Origin of the sequence: Flavobacterium macacae, assembly GCF_003865365.1 — a bacterium.
Lineage (GTDB): Bacteria > Bacteroidota > Bacteroidia > Flavobacteriales > Flavobacteriaceae > Flavobacterium > Flavobacterium macacae.
This window is the reverse complement of sequence record NZ_RQVR01000011.1, coordinates 47058-65177: the sequence shown is the minus strand read 5'-3', so window position 1 is coordinate 65177 and position 18120 is coordinate 47058. Positions and strand designations below refer to the sequence as shown.

The 18120-nt window shown below is 35.0% G+C and carries 14 protein-coding genes and 3 tRNA genes; 1 reads left to right on the top strand and 16 read right to left on the bottom strand.

Annotated features, from left to right (window positions below; all coding sequences use genetic code 11):
• Window positions 1-32 precede the first annotated feature (32 nt).
• From tuf to EG849_RS10500, 11 genes are all read right to left on the bottom strand, one after another.
• A complete protein-coding gene (tuf, locus tag EG849_RS10550; RefSeq protein ID WP_125013050.1) occupies window positions 33-1226 on the bottom strand; it encodes an elongation factor Tu in 1194 nt (397 codons plus the stop codon).
• Between the two features lie 55 nt (window positions 1227-1281).
• A tRNA-Thr gene (locus tag EG849_RS10545) sits at window positions 1282-1353 on the bottom strand.
• A gap of 61 nt (window positions 1354-1414) precedes the next feature.
• Window positions 1415-1495 (bottom strand) — tRNA-Tyr (locus tag EG849_RS10540).
• A 44-nt stretch (window positions 1496-1539) separates the two neighbouring features.
• A tRNA-Thr gene (locus EG849_RS10535) sits at window positions 1540-1613 on the bottom strand.
• 92 nt (window positions 1614-1705) lie between these two features.
• A complete protein-coding gene (gene hpf, locus EG849_RS10530; RefSeq protein ID WP_125013049.1) occupies window positions 1706-2008 on the bottom strand; it encodes a ribosome hibernation-promoting factor, HPF/YfiA family in 303 nt (100 codons plus the stop codon).
• Window positions 2009-2038: 30 nt separating this feature from the next.
• Window positions 2039-2935 carry a tyrosine-type recombinase/integrase gene (locus EG849_RS10525; RefSeq protein WP_125013048.1) on the bottom strand — a complete coding sequence of 299 codons (897 nt, stop codon included), beginning with the start codon at window positions 2933-2935 and terminating at the stop codon, window positions 2039-2041.
• Window positions 2936-3007: 72 nt separating this feature from the next.
• Window positions 3008-3202, bottom strand: coding sequence for a 30S ribosomal protein S21 (rpsU, locus tag EG849_RS10520; RefSeq protein ID WP_125013047.1), 195 nt, complete (start codon window positions 3200-3202; stop codon window positions 3008-3010).
• 73 nt (window positions 3203-3275) lie between these two features.
• Window positions 3276-4445: an acyl-CoA dehydrogenase family protein gene (locus EG849_RS10515; RefSeq protein WP_125013046.1), complete on the bottom strand. Its 1170-nt coding sequence runs from the start codon at window positions 4443-4445 to the stop codon at window positions 3276-3278.
• A gap of 173 nt (window positions 4446-4618) precedes the next feature.
• Window positions 4619-5494 carry a ComEA family DNA-binding protein gene (locus EG849_RS10510; protein WP_125013045.1) on the bottom strand — a complete coding sequence of 292 codons (876 nt, stop codon included), beginning with the start codon at window positions 5492-5494 and terminating at the stop codon, window positions 4619-4621.
• A 46-nt stretch (window positions 5495-5540) separates the two neighbouring features.
• A complete protein-coding gene (locus EG849_RS10505) occupies window positions 5541-5762 on the bottom strand; it encodes a PspC domain-containing protein (RefSeq protein WP_125013044.1) in 222 nt (73 codons plus the stop codon).
• Window positions 5763-5797: 35 nt separating this feature from the next.
• The gene (locus tag EG849_RS10500; RefSeq protein WP_125013043.1) at window positions 5798-7066 is read right to left on the bottom strand and encodes a DUF2851 family protein; all 1269 of its coding nucleotides are present in this window, start codon (window positions 7064-7066) and stop codon (window positions 5798-5800) included.
• 111 nt (window positions 7067-7177) lie between these two features.
• Between EG849_RS10500 and EG849_RS10495 the strand changes: the two genes are divergently transcribed.
• Window positions 7178-8851 carry a GLPGLI family protein gene (locus tag EG849_RS10495; protein ID WP_125013042.1) on the top strand — a complete coding sequence of 558 codons (1674 nt, stop codon included), beginning with the start codon at window positions 7178-7180 and terminating at the stop codon, window positions 8849-8851.
• Between the two features lie 61 nt (window positions 8852-8912).
• Here the strand turns inward: EG849_RS10495 and EG849_RS10490 are convergent, their stop codons facing one another.
• The 5 genes from EG849_RS10490 to EG849_RS10470 form a co-directional block, all read right to left on the bottom strand.
• The gene (locus EG849_RS10490; protein WP_125013041.1) at window positions 8913-10274 is read right to left on the bottom strand and encodes a pyridoxal-phosphate dependent enzyme; all 1362 of its coding nucleotides are present in this window, start codon (window positions 10272-10274) and stop codon (window positions 8913-8915) included.
• 245 nt (window positions 10275-10519) lie between these two features.
• A complete protein-coding gene (locus tag EG849_RS10485) occupies window positions 10520-12490 on the bottom strand; it encodes a putative porin (RefSeq protein WP_125013040.1) in 1971 nt (656 codons plus the stop codon).
• A gap of 98 nt (window positions 12491-12588) precedes the next feature.
• The gene (locus tag EG849_RS10480) at window positions 12589-13401 is read right to left on the bottom strand and encodes a hypothetical protein (protein ID WP_125013039.1); all 813 of its coding nucleotides are present in this window, start codon (window positions 13399-13401) and stop codon (window positions 12589-12591) included.
• Between the two features lie 18 nt (window positions 13402-13419).
• Window positions 13420-14898: a RagB/SusD family nutrient uptake outer membrane protein gene (locus EG849_RS10475; protein WP_158611941.1), complete on the bottom strand. Its 1479-nt coding sequence runs from the start codon at window positions 14896-14898 to the stop codon at window positions 13420-13422.
• A gap of 15 nt (window positions 14899-14913) precedes the next feature.
• On the bottom strand, window positions 14914-17976 hold the full coding sequence (locus EG849_RS10470; protein ID WP_125013037.1) for a SusC/RagA family TonB-linked outer membrane protein: 3063 nt from the start codon (window positions 17974-17976) through the stop codon (window positions 14914-14916).
• Window positions 17977-18120: the final 144 nt, after the last annotated feature.

The window sequence follows — 18120 nt, the reverse complement described above, 5'->3', positions numbered from 1 at the left end:
GCGACACTGGCTTTATAAAATATTTATAGAAATTATTCTAAAATTTCAGTAACCTGACCAGCACCTACTGTTCTACCACCTTCACGGATAGCGAAACGTAAACCTACAGTCATAGCGATTGGACTCAACAAAGATACATTGATAGTCAAGTTATCTCCTGGCATTACCATCTCTACTCCTTCTGGCAAAGTAATAACTCCTGTTACGTCAGTTGTACGAACGTAGAACTGTGGACGGTAGTTGTTATGGAATGGAGTATGACGTCCACCTTCTTCTTTTTTCAATACATAAACTTCAGCTTTGAAGTTAGCGTGTGGTTTTACTGATCCTGGCTTAATGATAACCATTCCTCTTTTGATAGATTCTTTATCAACACCTCTTAACAATAGACCTACGTTATCTCCAGCTTCACCTCTATCAAGGATTTTACGGAACATCTCAACTCCTGTAATTGTAGAAGTCAATTTGTCAGCACCCATACCGATGATTTCAACAGCATCTCCTGTATTAGCAATACCAGTTTCGATACGACCTGTAGCAACAGTTCCACGACCTGTAATTGTAAATACATCCTCAACTGGCATCAAGAAAGGTTTTGCAGTATCACGAACTGGCTCTTCGATCCAGTTGTCAACAGCTTCCATCAATTCAAGAATTTTAGGAACCCATGTTGGATCAGCATTCAATCCACCTAAAGCAGAACCTTGAATAACTGGACCATTATCTCCATCATATTCGTAGAAAGACAATAAATCTCTGATTTCCATTTCAACTAGCTCTAAAAGCTCAGCATCATCAACCATATCCACTTTGTTCATGAAAACAACCATTCTAGGAATACCAACCTGGCGACCTAAAAGGATGTGCTCACGAGTTTGTGGCATTGGTCCGTCTGTAGCAGCTACAACAAGGATAGCACCGTCCATTTGAGCAGCACCTGTAACCATGTTCTTTACGTAATCCGCGTGACCAGGACAGTCAACGTGTGCGTAGTGACGGTTAGCAGTTTCATACTCAACGTGAGATGTATTAATTGTAATACCTCTTTCTTTTTCTTCTGGAGCGTTATCAATCTGATCGAAAGATTTAGCTGCATTTTTAGAAAAACCCGCTTCAGTCAATACTTTAGAGATCGCTGCAGTCAATGTAGTTTTTCCGTGATCTACGTGTCCAATTGTACCTATATTTAAGTGCGGTTTGGAACGGTTAAAATTCTCCTTTGCCATTTTACTTAATTTTAATCTTAGTTATATATTAGTGTTCAAATTCAATACTTTCTTGAGCCAATGACGGGAATTGAACCCGTGACCTCTTCCTTACCAAGGAAGCACTCTACCCCTGAGCTACACCGGCAGGGAATCCTGATTTAGGACTTATGATTTCAGACAACCAAAATCTTATTTCACAAATCATGTGGGGAGAGCAGGATTCGAACCTGCGAAGTTCACACAGCAGATTTACAGTCTGCCCTCGTTGGCCGCTTGAGTATCTCCCCTCTTTTCATTTGTTGGCCCGGCACCGAGTGCCGTCTTGATTTAGAGCCGGCGGAGGGACTCGAACCCACGACCTGCTGATTACAAATCAGCTGCTCTAGCCAACTGAGCTACGCTGGCAAATACAAAATAAAAAGTCCGCTATTTCTAACGGACTGCAAATGTATATCTTTTTGTTTCTTTATCAAAATATTTTTGAAAAAAAATTCATATTATATATGCGTTCTTATTTTTTCTTTTCTTTTAAGAAGAACTCTTTCCAACGATTCTCCGCACAAATCAACACCCTCCTCAAAGGTCCTGCATTGTTTTTTAACAATAAACTCATCTCCAGGGACATGAATCTTTGCCTCAACTACCTTATTTTCTTTATCACTCGTTTTTTCTACTTTTAAGAAAACATCCGCCGAAACTACCTTGTCGTAATATTTTTCCAATTTATCCATTCTCTCCTGAATGAATTCTAAAAGTTTTGCGTCAACATTAAAATTAACTGCTTGCACATTTACCTTCATAATAAAAATTTTATAAGATTAAACATTGAACTATTTCAGATTTCGCGGATGCGCATCGCCATACACTTTTTTAAGCGCCGCCAGACTGCTGTGCGTATAAATTTGAGTAGATGCCAGGCTCGAATGCCCTAATAATTCTTTTACCGAATTTAAATCTGCCCCATTGTTCAGCATATGAGTCGCAAATGTATGCCGTAAAATATGCGGACTCTTTTTTACCTTCTCTGAGACATGACTAAAGTACTTATTTATTAATCGATAAACAAGAGAATCATTTAATTTAACGCCTTTTAACGTCAGAAAAAAGAACGTCCCGTCCTTAACTTGCTGTAAATTATTTCTTTCGAAAAAATACAATTTCACCTGCTCTTGGATGATCGGCAAAATAGGCAGGATCCGCTCTTTGTTCCTTTTTCCCAAAACCTTTATCTCGCCCTTGGCCAAATCAACATCAGCCGTTTTTAAAGCTATTAACTCCGCCCTCCTGATGCCCGTCACATAAAACATATCCACAATCAGCTTATCACGAACCCCTTCAAAACCTCCATCATAAACCACGTGATTCAAGACATCATCCAGTTCTTTTTCAGAAAATGGGATTTGGAGTTTTTTTGGAGTCTTGAGAACCTTGTGCCGTAAGAGAGGACTGGCGTCAATTTGTTTAATTTTTAGCAGAAATTTATAAAACGATTTCAAAGAAGAAACCTTCCTGTTGACAGAAGCATTTGAAATTCCGGAATCCACCAAAGAAACAATCCAGCTTCTAATTGGACCATAATTCACCTGCACCAAATTACAGCCTTCAAAAGTCGCAATTAAAAAAGCCTCAAATTCAGCAATATCATTACAATAAGCCACAACAGTATGAAGCGAATTCTTCTTCTCTTTTTCTAAATAATCGCGATATGAATCTTTAAAATTTTGCATAAAAAAAGCCGTCAGCATCAAAGTTATAAAACTTTAATTGCTAACGGCAATATGTCCAAGAAAATTATTTTATTAATTCTCTAATTGGTCTCTCATATTCTGGATGTAGCCCGCTTTTTGAAGCTGTGCTCTTTTCACTACAGAAGGCTTAATGAAAGCTTGACGTGCACGTAACTGACGAACAGTCCCTGTTTTATCAAATTTTCTTTTATAGCGCTTTAATGCTCTATCGATATTTTCTCCGTCTTTAATTGGTATAATTAACATAATATTGACACCTCCTCTCGTTAAGGTTGCAAAAGTAAAAATTATTTATCAATTAAGACGTATGATTTACAACTTATTTTACCGCAGGCTTATAATTTTGCTTGTCGATGATCATTTTTGACAAGATTTCTTTCAAAATTTCGGATGTTCCACCGCCAATTGGCCCTAAACGGCTATCTCTTAACAAACGTGCCAAAGGATATTCTTCCATATAGCCATAACCTCCCAACATCTGCAGACAGCTGTAAATGGTTTCATCTGCAACTTTTGTGGATTTTAATTTTGCCATGGTCGCTTCTTTAACCACGTATTCTTTTTGGTTCAATCTGGCAACAGCCGCATAATTAAATATTTTGCAGTGTTCCACATCAGTTGCATGCTCTACGATTGTATGCCTTAACGCCTGAAACTTATCTATTGTTTTTCCAAAAGCCTCACGCTCTGACATATATCCAATTGTATACTCAATTGCATATTCTGCTCTTGCGTGCGCATTGATCGCCATAATCAAGCGCTCTAATGCAAAATGCTGCATGATATAAGGAAAGCCTTTTCCTGCTTCACCCATTAAATTTTCAGCTGGAATTTCAACATTATCAAATGCGATTTCAGCAGTATCTGAAGCTCTCCAGCCTAATTTGTCTAATTTTGTAGCCGCAATTCCTTTTACATTTGCGTCAATCAAAAACATGCTTATCCCTTTGTTGCCCAATTCTGGATCTGTTTTTGCCGCTACTACATAATAGTCTGCATAAACTCCATTGGTTATAAAGGTTTTCGATCCATTAATGATATATTTGTCCCCTTGTTTTACTGCAGTCGTACGCATTCCTGCAACATCGCTGCCACCAAATGGTTCCGTAATGCACAAGGCGCCAATTTTATCTCCTAATATACTTGGAGCCAAATAGTCTTGCTTGATTTTCTCACTGCCTTCTGCATTCAAATGGGTTTGTGCCAAGTAAGCGTGCGCCCACATTGCTGCTGCAAAACCAGACGACTTAATCTTTTGAAGCTCTTCTAAAAAGACAACCGTATAAAACAAATCCAAGTTCATTCCACCGTAAGCTTCCGGATAATTGATTCCGAAGAAGCCCATGTCTCCAAATTTCTTCCAAATAAAGCGTTCAATCGTTCCTGTTTTTTCCCATTTCTCAATGTGCGGAACCACTTCTTTCTGCAAAAAATCTTGCAAACTCTTTCTAAACAATTCGTGTTCTTCAGTAAAATATATTGAATTCATATTTATAATAAGGTTGTTTTTATATGCTATTTTAGAATCCAAATATAAGGCAATTATTTTTTTATATTCAACAGAAAATATATTAATTTTTGTCAAATCCGCAATTTAACAAATCATTTGCATCTTAATCAACAATTCAAAAAGGGAATTCAAACGAGACAATTGCCAATAATTTAATATTCAAGGTATTTTTCGATAATTTTTATTTTCTCTATCGGAAATCCTTTAATTTTAGACAGATCTTCGCTGTTTTTAATTCCATTATTCATGCTTCGATAGGTTACAATCTCTTTATTTAGAGGATATCTGAAATAAGGAAACAATTGCAACTCTTTGGCGGAGGCGTCATTTATTTTAACTTTTTTGACATTTGGAACAGCACCCACATTAAACTGACCCTTTAATTTTTCAATCACTTCTGATGACAAACCCCAAACATCTTCCATTTGGTCCATGCTAACAAAACCGCCCAGAATTTCTTTTTGCTTTAAGATTCGTTCTGACAAACCTGGACCAATTCCATATACTTTTATCAAATCTTCCTGCGAAGCAAGATTGATATCAATGATTGGTGCTTTTTCTTTTTTGGCATAAGCCTGATTCGGATACTTCTCAAACTCCTTTGCTTGCTTTTTGTTTTTTACCCAATCTGGAAATTTAAAATAAGGCTCCATGGTTGCCAGCAAAGAATCAGAAACTTTTGTCAAAGATTGAAACTCTTCCGCAGAATTGACATAAAGATTTTTCTTCCGAAATTCTAAAAGCCGGTCAATTTCAGCCGTTGACATGCCAAGATTGTAGCCTTTAAAATCGGTAATAAAATTTGGATTGAAAGGATATATCGTGGGTTTGTAATTTACCTTCTCGATTTTCATCGTATCAATTTGCGACTGTAAGGACAGCCATTGCTGTTTTTCTAAAGAAGTGTCTTCTTCAAATTTGATTTCTCGAAAATAATACGCCACTTGAATTCCTATAATAATAAGGAGCAGTAAAAAAATTCCGGCACGCTGGGTAGCCGTGAACTTAAAAAAATCGTTTTTTGGCATAATTTACTTATTTTATCTTTCACGGAAATTTTCCTTGGCAATAGAATTATAAATCAAAAACCGAACTTCGTTTGGTGTATACCAAATCTTTTAACCTGACCAGAAATGCCAGAGTCAAATAAACGCCAAACCAGAGCCCAACAGTGAAGAAAGAAATATAGATAAAAAAAAGACGCACGCTTGAAGCTCTCATCCCCAAACGGTCAGCCAATCTTGAAGAAACTTCAAAACCGTGTTTTTCAAAAAAATGCCTGACTTTTGTTACCATCTATTTGTTCTATTTTTCAAAATTACTAAAAAAATCTAACTCTTCATTAATTCCAAGCCGATTACACATTCCAAACAGCGTTTTTGATTGCAATATTCATTCTTTAACTGAAGCAACGCTTGTGTTTCAAAAGCATTTTTCGCTTTAATTCCAAAATCAGAGTACTTTTCTATAATCACATTTTTTTCAGCGGGAATACTTTCCAATAAAGCAATCAGTTCTTCCGAAATATCTTTTCCCTGAGATTTGGCATAAGCAAATTTTATCGGGATGATGGTATTTATCAATAATAAATCCACAAAAGAAGCCGTCAATGCTTTTTTCTTCTTCGGAGAAATTTTATCAAACTGGTAATGCGTTTTCCAATACTCTGAAACTTCTACATTAAAAATTGCGTAAAACTCCGGAAGCGCTTGTGCATTAATTATACTGGAAAATAAATTTTTAGAAATGTGATATAAATGAGCCAATTGCGACAACCGAATCGTGGGAAAATTATCTGGTCGATGCTTGAAAAACTGAATCGGATCAACATAAACTTGCTGTAGTTTATATTTTGTAAAAGCATAACCATACCTAAATTTTAAATCCTTGAAATACGAATCTTCGTTATCGGCATCCAATAATCCGCTTCTTCCAAAGAATAATGCTTCCAAATTTTCAACTTCAAAACTTTCTTTTCGGATAATCGAAAACGGAATAGATTGTGCTATTTTAAAAAATATTTCACCATTGGTATTCAGCCCGAAGCTTTTTCCCAAAAGACAAAACAAAACCGTTTCCCAATCGTTTTCCGTTTCCTGCAATATTTTTTGGATGGGAATTGACTTTCTTTCGAGTCGCTCAAAAAATAGTTTTTCCTGCCAATTTTTAAAAACAAAATCATCAATAGTTGCTATTTCTTTCTCGCAAAAAATCCACGATTTTAAAGAAGCCAAATTCAGATATTTTTCTAACGTTTGGTTGGATACATACTTTCTAAGTTCTAAAACCGGAATTTCAGAATTGTCTTTCCTAAAAACTTCGGTATCGTGTTCCCAAACTACGTGCAAAATCACATTGTCATAATTCGAATCATTTTCGTGATGATGCACATACCAATCTGACGACTTTAAATGTATTTCCACATTTCCAGCCCATTTTTGTTCTCCGATGCTTAATTGCGAATTGAAAAAATCAGGCCCAGCCAGTTGCAGATAGTGTCCTGAATTAAATAAGATCAGTTTTTCACCTTGCACTGTTTCTAGATTTGAGAAGTCAAATTTCTTGAATTGCCAGATATAATGCAGAAAATCTTCTTTCATTTTGTCTCGATTTTAAATTATTCTTTTGGCTTGTATCTCGAAAGATTATTTAAAAGTAATAAATTTTTTATAACGAAGGAGTTATATTTGTAAATAACTCAATTTCTAAAAATGAAACAACTACTTACCTTATACCTACTGGCTTTCACAACGTTATGTTTTGCACAAAAAAAACCGAATGCTTTAAAAATCACCTACGAAAAAAAGTACAACGGAAAAATTACAGAAGAAAACAATCCTATTTATATTTTTTCTGATGCCAGCCAAACCGTACTGACTTCTAAGGAGATTGTTGACAACAAAGCTGGTTTTCCCTATGAGAAATCATTCATTGACAGAAAAACAAATTTTCATATACAAACGGCAAGACTTTCAGATTCAAATGAAATTGCTACCGTGGACAGTCTTGGCATTTCAAAACAACAATTTGAACTTTTAAAGGAGACAAAAACCATTTTGGGATACAAATGCAAAAAAGCGAAAACAATTATAAATTCAAATACGATAGAAATATGGTACACCAACGATTTAGGAATCAAAGGCGCTCCGAGTATTTTGGGTCAAGATTTAGGATTGGTTTTAGAAATGAATCGAAACAATAATTTTATCATTACAGCTTCAAAAATCGAAAAAATCAAAGCGATTCCAGAAAATGTGTCTTTGCTAAAAACAGAATTAAAAACATCAGATCTATTGACGTACCGCGATTTACTTTGGAAATCAAGATTCACCACGATCAAAATTTTTGAAAATGAAATTATTAATTTTTCACATGCCTCAAAATCTAACGACAGCATCTTTCGATTCGGAAATGGAACGATTATCGTCAAAAAAGTAAAAATTCCTAAAATCAATAACGGAAGCCAAATTTATATTGATCTTTCAGAACAATCAAATGGAGATGCGTATGACAGAACGGGTTCGGTTTTTCTGATTCCGATGGATGGAAAAATTTCTTTTTTAGACGGATTACAAAAAGGAATCAAAGAATTGCCGGCGTATGAAAATGGCAACGGAAAATCGTATTTGGGAATGGTGCGCACGGAAAATTATTCTCCTTTAATAGAATTGATGCGTTTTTTCACGCCTTTTGGAATCAAACAATACAATCATATCCAGCTCAAAGACAAAACTTGGCACGAAACAGTTTCTTACCGCCAGGAAATTTCAGAGTTAGTTTCGGCTTTAGACAATCAAGACGTTTACATTGGAACATTCATAGGCAATTATGACAAAGGCGGTCACAAAATCAGCTTGAATTTAACCATTCACAACGAAGAAAAGCAAGTTGCAAAAAGCACCCTTGCGTTACCTATTTTTAATTCTACAAACGTGATGGAAATGGCCGGACAAGAGTATGCTACGCTATTCAATTCTGAAAAAGGGCTGAAAGTTTCCTTTACTTTAGACAAAGATTTGATGAATGCAAAATTGAGATATATCACGACCGGACACGGCGGTTGGGAAAACGGAGATGAATTTCTGCCAAAGAAAAACACGATTATTTTAGACGGAAAAGAAGCGTTTAGCTTTGTGCCATGGAGAACCGATTGTGGTTCGTATCGGTTGTACAATCCGGCTTCTGGTAATTTTGCAAATGGATTATCGTCTTCCGATTACAGCCGTTCGAATTGGTGTCCAGGCATGGCAACAATCCCTAATTTCATTGACTTAGGAGATTTAAAAGCGGGAAAACACACGATTTCAGTAAAGATTCCGCAAGGCGAGCCGGAAGGTAACAGCTTCAGTTTCTGGAATGTTTCTGGAGTTTTGATTGGAGAATAAATTTACATTAAAAAAGCCTGACATTTAACTGTCAGGCTTTTTCATTCTTTATCTATTTAGATTATTTTATCGAACCGATAATATCGTATTTTGTAATGATATGGTGTTTTCCGTTTCCTAAATCTACAAGGACAGCTTGATTGTCTTTTGTAAATAATTTAGAAACCTCTTCGATAGAAGTTCCTGTTTTTACTATTGGATATGGTTTACCCATAATGTCTTTGATTGGTTTATCAGCTACATTTTTATCGGAAACATAACTTTGAAACAAATCTGTTTCGTCAACAGAACCTACAAATCCTTTGATGTCAATCACCGGAATTTGAGATATTTTGTATTTACGCATTCTTTCGATCGCATGTGAAACCAACTCTTCTGTACGAACTACAACCAAAGGTTTGTCAATGTGATCTTTGATCACATCTTCTGCTTTTGTAATTTCTTCGTCAAGAAAACCACGTTCGCGCATCCAATCATCATTGAACATTTTACCGATATAACGGCTTCCTGAATCGTGAAATAAAACCACAACCACATCTTTTGGCTTGAAATGTTCTTTTAATTGCAAAAGTCCTTTAATGGCAGAACCCGCTGAATTACCCACAAAAATCCCTTCCTCTAAAGCAATTTTTCTAGTGTAAACTGCAGCATCTTTATCGGTTACTTTTGTAAAACCATCGATTAATGAAAAGTCAACATTTAATGGAAGAATATCTTCCCCAATTCCTTCGGTGATATAAGAATAGATTTCATTTTCATCAAAAATTCCGGTTTCGTGGTATTTTTTGAAAACAGAACCATAGGTATCAATTCCCCAGATTTTAATATTTGGATTTTTTTCTTTCAAGAATTTTGCAACGCCAGAAATTGTTCCTCCTGTTCCTACTCCAACTACGAAATGCGTAATTTTCCCTTCGGTTTGTTCCCAGATTTCAGGCCCGGTTTGTTCATAATGCGCAATTGAATTGGATGGATTATCATATTGATTTACATACCAAGCATTTGGAATCTCGGTTGCCAATCTTTTTGAAACGGAATAATAAGAACGTGGATCTGTTGGTTCTACATCAGTAGGACAAACTACCACTTTTGCGCCAACAGCACGAAGAATATCTACTTTTTCTTTAGATTGCTTGTCTGAAATAACACAAATTAATTTATAGCCTTTTACGATTGCTCCTAGCGCTAAACCCATCCCGGTGTTTCCAGAAGTTCCTTCGATGATGGTTCCACCTGGTTTTAATCTTCCGTCTGCTTCAGCGTCTTCAATCATTTTAACAGCCATTCTGTCTTTTACAGAATTTCCAGGATTGAAGGTTTCTACTTTTGCTAAAACCAAAGCATCGACTTCTTGGGTAACTTTATTTAATTGTACCAAAGGCGTGTTTCCGATGGTTTCTAGTATATTTTTTGCGTATTTCATCTTAATTGAATTCGTAAATTTGATTGCAAAGATAGCTTTTAAGTTGCAGAGTTGCAAAAGTTGTAATTTACAAAGTGTGTTTTGCGTGGAGGATTGTAGCGTAAAGCCCGGAGCAAAAAGGATAAAATTTCTTGTTAAAAAACAGCGACCGAAGGAAACTCGTTTTTTAACTTAGAAATTTATTCTTTTTTGTGAGAACTTACAGCGGAAAGCCTGGTCGCTTTTTCAGCGACACGCCAAAAATATTAAGAGAAGAAGTTCCAGACCAAACCAAATCTCACAATAAAATCTCGGTAAGGATAATTTGGTGCGCTATAAAAATTATTTCCGGTAAAGCTGGAATTGAAATGTTCTGCTTTTAAGTAGATTCTGGTGTTTCTAATTTTAGCATTTAAGAAAAAATCAACCGTTGGGAAACCACCAATTTCTCTTTGGTTTTGGACGAAAAACTCGCCTAAAACTGGGTTGTAATCGTTGGCGAAATATTTTGTAAAGTAGCTAAACGTAAATCCTGTTTGAAAGTAAAGTGCTTTTTTGAAAATGTGATCTGAATAATAAATCGTATTTCTGGTCACAAAATCTGGCACGTTTAAAATATCATCTTCTTGATCTACTTTTTGGTATAGAAAAGTATTATCTATAGCAAATTTTCCGAACTTGAATTCTTTAGAAACCTTCAAAGACAAATAATTTATGGACTTTGAATATTGAAGTGGTTTAACCGTCAACACGTCAAAATTTGCATTGGTATCTTGAAAATAAAGGTGATCTTCATAAGACGAAATGTTCAGCGCTGCCGTTGCCCACTGCGTATTTGCAGCTACTTCGATGGTATTGATCTTTTCATTCTCAAAACTGTTTTGCCAATTGTAATCAACATAACTGCTTTGAAATAAATTATAAGAATGATCAGGAACCTTACTTAAATTTTGATATCTGAAATGGATATTATTTCTCTCATCAAATTTATAGGATGCCGACGCATCAAGGTTTGACATTTTTTGGTTTGAAATAGAATTTGAATATAAGAAACGACCGTTCCAATTGTTCTTTTGGTAAATGTATTGCCCACCAACGATATTAAATTCATCGCTTAAAAGATTGCCTATTGATTCGGTTTCATTGATAATTGTTCTGTTGTAAAAATAATTATATCTGAAATCTTCGATAAAAAACTGAAATTGGCCAAGCGTAGCATTTTCGTAAGTTGCCCCTACTTTATTATACATTCTGTTGTAGCGTGTTTTGTCTTTTATGTTGCTTGAGTTGTAGGAATCGCCAAATCTCGAGATCACTCTGTCACTAATATCATCAGAAATCTGCGTGAAAATTGTGGGCTGATTGTATTCATAAAACTTATTTTCATAATTGAATTGATGGTTTATGAATAAATTATTGTTTGTTTTTTCTTTATTGATTCGGAAATAATGGTCTACAAAAAAACGATTTCCCTTCATAACCGAATTCGCATCAAGAGCATAAACATCTAATCTTGGTCTGTCGTTAAAATCTGGATCTTCGCCTTCAAAATCGCTCAAATTAGAAATCCCGCCATTTTCCCCATTTGTCAAATCTTGACCGGTGAAATGGGCTTTCATAAAATAGCGTTTGTTTTTTGTATTGTAACTTGTAATGAATCTGAAATTTCCATTGCTTGAAAGTTGATTTACATATTTTCCTAACGAACGCAATCCGCGATAACCGATTGCAAAATTTAATCTTTCGGAAGTATTTAATGTAATGAAGGCATCAATCATCTGGCCTTGCTCCATAACTGTTTTGAAGTACAATTCAGTCATTGGCGTTGCTACATTATAGTACTTTATATCTTCAACTTGCATGTAATTAAAATGCTTTCCCGAAAAGCCAAATTGAGGATAAGACGAAACTGAATTTAAGCTGTATTGAAGTCTATTATAGGTTTGCCCTTCGTTTGAAAAAGGCAATAAACCAAAGTTATCTTTTCTTAAATAATTAAATTTATATTCTTTTTGGATTGTTAACGACGTATCGACATAGGTCGTGTCGTTCTTAAGGCTAATAATTTTATATTGATCAATTGTAGCGATTGAATCTGATTTGGTAAGCTTTTTATTAGAGGTCGTTTTTTCAGATTTTCTTGAATCTGATTCATTACGTTTTAAAAGCAAAGAATCTTTTTCTTGAGACATCGCCAAGAAAGGTAGGAAAATAAGAATAATTAAAAGTCTCTTCATTTTTTTGAAATCGTTTGAGCAAAGATACTTTTTTTAAGCAAAAAAAAAACATAAAAAAAACCGCTCATAAGAGCGGTTTTGATTTATTAAAAAAGATATTATTGTTTGGTCAACACTACAACATTAGGTGTAAATGTACCAACAGAAACTCTAACTCTAAATTTCAAAGTCATAGTCAGAGCACAAGCATCAACTGTACTTGCCCCACCATTTGCTTCAACAGATGCAGCTCCATAATCTGGGTGATTAAATAAATAATTTTCACTTGCAGGAGGAAATGTCAAAATTGTACTAGCAGAATTTCCGCTTAAAGAAACTTTAGTTACAGAGTTTGGATCTGCATCCCAAATATTACTTATAATAAAATCATTAGGACCAGCACCAGCAGTTACTTCACAAACATAGGCATAATTTCCTGGATTTTCAATAGCATCATAAGTTCCTAAGAAATCATTTCTGAAAACTGGACAAAATTGAGAAAGCATAACAGTGGCAGTAGTCTGACCATCTATTAGTCTAGCACCAGGTACATCCTCTAAATTAAAAACCAAAGTTTTTACAACTAATGGAGGAATTTCGTCAAAATAACCTGTAATTTTAATTAATCCATTATACTTCCCAGCAGGAATTACTAAAGTTGCTTGATCCAAAGTATACTCATTTGGCAAAGCAGTTGACTCAGGAGAAAGTTCTATATCAATAACTCTATCAACATTTGAAACAGTAGTTACATCAACTACTAATTCAATTGAAGAAACCCCTTCTTCAGTAACTGGCAAAGAATAAGTTGCAGAACGAAACCCTGCAATAGACTCTCCATTTTTACTGTCAAAAATCACTTTATCTTCTTCACAACTTCCTAATGAAGCAATGAAAAGACATAAAAAAGCGGATTTTAAAATGTTTTTCATAATTTTAATTATTTAATATTAATAACCAGGGTTTTGCTGAATAGTCGGGTTTGCAGATGATTCACTTAAAGGAATCGGCATTACAAATCTATAATCAGAAGAACTTAATTCACAAAAACCGTTAAAAGCACAATCTCTAGGATCTCTTTGAACACCTAAACCTGCTAATGGTCCTAGACGTCTAAGGTCAATATACCTATGTCCTTCAAAGGCTAATTCTACACGTCTTTCATTTAAAATCATAGCCCATGCTTCTTGAGCATTAGCCGGAGTAGCCATAGTTTGAACTGAACCGAAACGAGCAGTACGAATTGCACCAATCTCAGCAGCAACGTTAGCAAAATCATTTACACTAGCGTAATATTCTGCTCTAATCAAAACCATTTCAGACATTCTAAAAACTTTAACATCTGCTAAAAGATTTTGAGATTCTGTTGCTGTGTACTTACCAACAGGCAATACGTCATTTTGTTTGTAATCTGCATCACTAACACTAGGATCATTGTAGTTTGGCATAATCAATGATGTAGCGTCAGCTATAATTAATCTTCTTACATCTGACGGATTGTTAACTAAATTGAACAAAGCTCGGTTAACTTCAAAAAACGGAGATCCACTAACAGAACTGTTAACTGAAGACCAAAATTGATAAAAGTTACCTGTAGCAGCAGTACGTGTTCTTTCTAGTTTGAAAATAACTTCACTTCCTGGTGTTTCAGAATCTAACCAAATTGCAGCATATTGCGCTTTTGGAGTTAGGTTGTAAGTTGCATCTAAATCATCAACATAAGTTTTAGCTAAAGCGTAATCTCCTCTATAAGCAGCCATACGCGCCCTGAAAGCTTTAACAAAATTTTGACCAATGAACGTTCTGTTTGTTACAAGAGTAGTTGCCAAATTTGCATCTGCAAAAGCTAAATCTGCTTCAATAAATTCAAAGATTTCTCCTGTAGTACTTCTTGGTGATTGATCTGTATTTAATGGAACGTAATCCAATAAGATAATACCTAAGCTTGAATCATCTTTGATATTTTCAGAAAAATAACTTAAAAGTTGAAAATTTGCAAAAGCTCTGATTGCGTGTGCTTGACCAAGAATAACATTTTTCTCAGTTTCTTCAGCTGTACCAGCTTCAACATCAACATTTTCTGCACCAAGTATTAAACGATTTGCAAAGTTGATTGCTGCATAATTTGATAACCAAATAGAAGCAGCATCACCTGAAGTGTTGTTTAGCATAAAAGCCAATTCACCATCAGTACCTTGACCTCCATTTGAACGTCCTAAAGCTACTTCATCTGTAAAAAGAGAAGTAAAGTAAATCTGATTCTCACCAGGAATAGCTGCATATACTCCATTTAAGCCTAAACGTAAATCAGCAACTGTCTCATAAGCTCTTTCAGGAGTCAGTTCTGAAGGCTGCTTTATATCGATCGCATCTTGACAAGAAGCAAATGATGCCATTGCTACGATAACAATTAATTTTATTTTTTTCATAATCATTTTTATTTTTTACAATTCTATTTCAAGACCTAGAGAGAAAATTCTTGGTGTAGGATATTGATATTGATCAGATCCACGTGGGCTCTCAGCATCCCAACCTCTCCACTTAGACCAAGTAACCAAGTTTTCAACCTGAGCATACGCTCTAACTCTGCTTAAAAATGTTCCTTCTAACATTTTTGGAGAAAAATCGTAACCAAAACTGATATAACGTAATCTTAAGTAAGAAGCGTCTGTTAAATATCTATTTGAATTAGCATCTGCACCTTTGTTTGTTAAGAACAAAGAAGGAATATTAGTGTTTGTATTATCTGGTGTCCAAGCGTTTAACAAATCTGTAGATTTGTTAAAAACTCCAATATCAGTAGGATCTTGTAATCCTTCTAAATCGTAATCGATTCTCCAGATATCAGCAACATAAGAAAACTGAGTCGTCAAGAAGAAACCTTTGTATTTAGCATCAAACCCAAAACCTCCTTGGTAAACTGGAATTGGAGATTTACCTGAACGAACTCTATCAGTGTCTTGATTAGGATTTTCTGTTAAACCACCATTTGCATCTAAGAACAACAAATTACCATTTGCTGGGTTAACACCCGCATATCTAATTAAATAATACTGACTAAGAGGACCACCTTCTGCATTGATTGTCAAACCATTGTCAACAAACCCTGTAGTACCTGGAATGTCAGTGATTTCATTCTTGTTATAAGAACCATTAAAGTTCAAAGTAAAAGTAAAATCTTTGTTACTTACAAGATCATAAGAAACTAAAGCTTCAACTCCACTGTTTCTCATACTTCCGTTGTTTGCACTAATTGTGTAAGTAGCATTAACTGCAGAAATTGGTGAAGATTGGTAAAGATCATTAGTTGTTTTTCTATAGACATCGAAAGTACCTCTAAGTCTATTGTTAATCAAAGCAAAATCAAGTCCGATGTTTGCTTGCTCAATAGTTTCCCATTTCAAATCAGCATTACCTAATTGTCCAACTACATAAGAAGGAGTGTTTCCATATCCTGTACCAGAAGCAAACAATGTTCTTGATAAGTTTGGCCCAGTAAAAATACTTTGTCCAATAATGTTTTGGTTACCTGTTGTTCCATAAGAAGCTCTTAATTTCAACATATTAAAAGTTGAACCTTCTAAGAAAGCTTCTTGGTCAAGATTCCATCTTCCTGAAACTGACCAATAAGTTCCCCATCTGTTTGTTTCAGAGAATCTATATGAAGCATCTCTACGGATAGATCCACTCAAACCATATTTACTATCATAATCATAATCTACAGTTCCAAAATAAGAGAACAAACCTGCTGTTCCTTTACCTGAACGTCCAATTGGAACATAAAATTGAGGATTAGATGATGGATTGTGAGGAATAAAACCTGCACCATTTCCTGGTTCAAAAACTTTTGAATCTAAACCATTTTGAGTATAGCTAAAAGATTTCAAGTGACCTTTGTAGTATTCTGTAAATACCGAAGCTTCAACTGTATGCTTTTCAGCAAAAGTTTTTGCGTAAGTCAAAAATGCATTTACATTCACTGTAAACTCATGTGCATAACTTTCAGTTTGAAAACCTAAATAATCTTCTCCTGGATCTTGAAACAAAAGTGAGTTAAAAGAGTTTGGATCTTGAACATTCAACCCAACAGCTTGAGTATAATCTGCTCCAATTGTAGTACCTACTGATAAATCATCAGTTATTTTATAACTACCTTGCGCACTAGCAATCATTTTAAGTTCATTTGTTCTCAATGTTGCAGTACTCATTCTATCCAACAACATTAAAGGAGAAGTCAAGAACGAACCAGCGCCTCCAATTCCTGGAATACCATTATTAAACAAATCAAAAACTCCGGCACCGTTTGTATATAAGTTTGGATCAACATAAGGAACACCATTATTAGCTCCAATAATTGGGTTAATATTGATAGACCCTGCCCCTAAAGCCGAAGCTTCGTTTCTAACTGAATAGTTAATAGTAGTAGTGGTAGAATAATTGAATCTGTTATTATCACTCTTACCATTCAAGTTGTTTCTGAAATTAAATCTTTTCAAATCTGTATAATCTACAACACCTTCTTGTTCAAAATAACCCAATGACGTAAACGAACTTAAGTTTTTACTTCCGCTTGACAAACTCAAAACCTGACTAGTAGAAACACCAGTCTTCATCAATTCGTCATACCAATTAGTATTTACACCATTGTAGTTAGCAATTTGTTCATCAGTTAAAGTTGAACCATAACCCTGACCGTAAGCCTTCTCTAAACCAAGATATTGTCTCGAATCCATTTTGCGATAATCATTATCTTGCAAAGTTGAGAAACCTGAAACAGATGTAAATTTCACTTGCAAAGGAGACTCATAAGCTCCTTTTTTAGTTTTAACGATAATAACACCGTTAGCTCCTCTATTTCCATAAACAGAAGTTGCTCCAGCATCTTTAAGTACAGAAACTGACTCAATATCACTTGGATTGATACTTCTAAAGTTATCAACATTCAAAGGAACACCATCAATAACGTACAAAGGCTCCACATTACCATTAATAGAACCATACCCTCTTAAGATAACTGTACTATTAGAACCTGGCTGACCTGAACCAGTTGTAATATTCAAACCTGGAATTTGAGCTTGCAAAGTCTGCATAAATGAAGCATTTGGACGTCCTTCAATTGTTTTTGAAGTAACTGTTGTAGATGCAACATTCGATTTAGCCCTTGTGGTATTTCTAAAAGCCTCAATAACAACATCATCAATTGTTTCTACATCATCTGCCAATGTAACTGACATTACAGACGTAGAAGCATTGACAGTAACTGTCTGAGTCTTCATTCCAATAAATTCAAATACCAATTTTTGACCTACAGACGCTTTGATAGTATACCTACCGTCCATATCTGACTGAGTCCCCTGCGTTGTACCCAAAACTTTTACTCCTACACCCGGTAAAGGCATACCGGTAGTCTCAGTAACTACACCTGTAATAGTTTTTTCTTGAGCAAAGGAGGACTGAATAAAAAACGCTAATAAGAGCGTAAAAATCCAAGTAAACTTTGATTTCATATTTAATTAATTTGAGTTAGTTATAAATGCAAATCTATTAATTAATTTTAATATAACAAACTTTTAACACTCCAATATTCTGCTTATTTTTTAAAAAACACCTCATTAATATAAGGTTTTCATAGACTTTTGAATAATTGTATA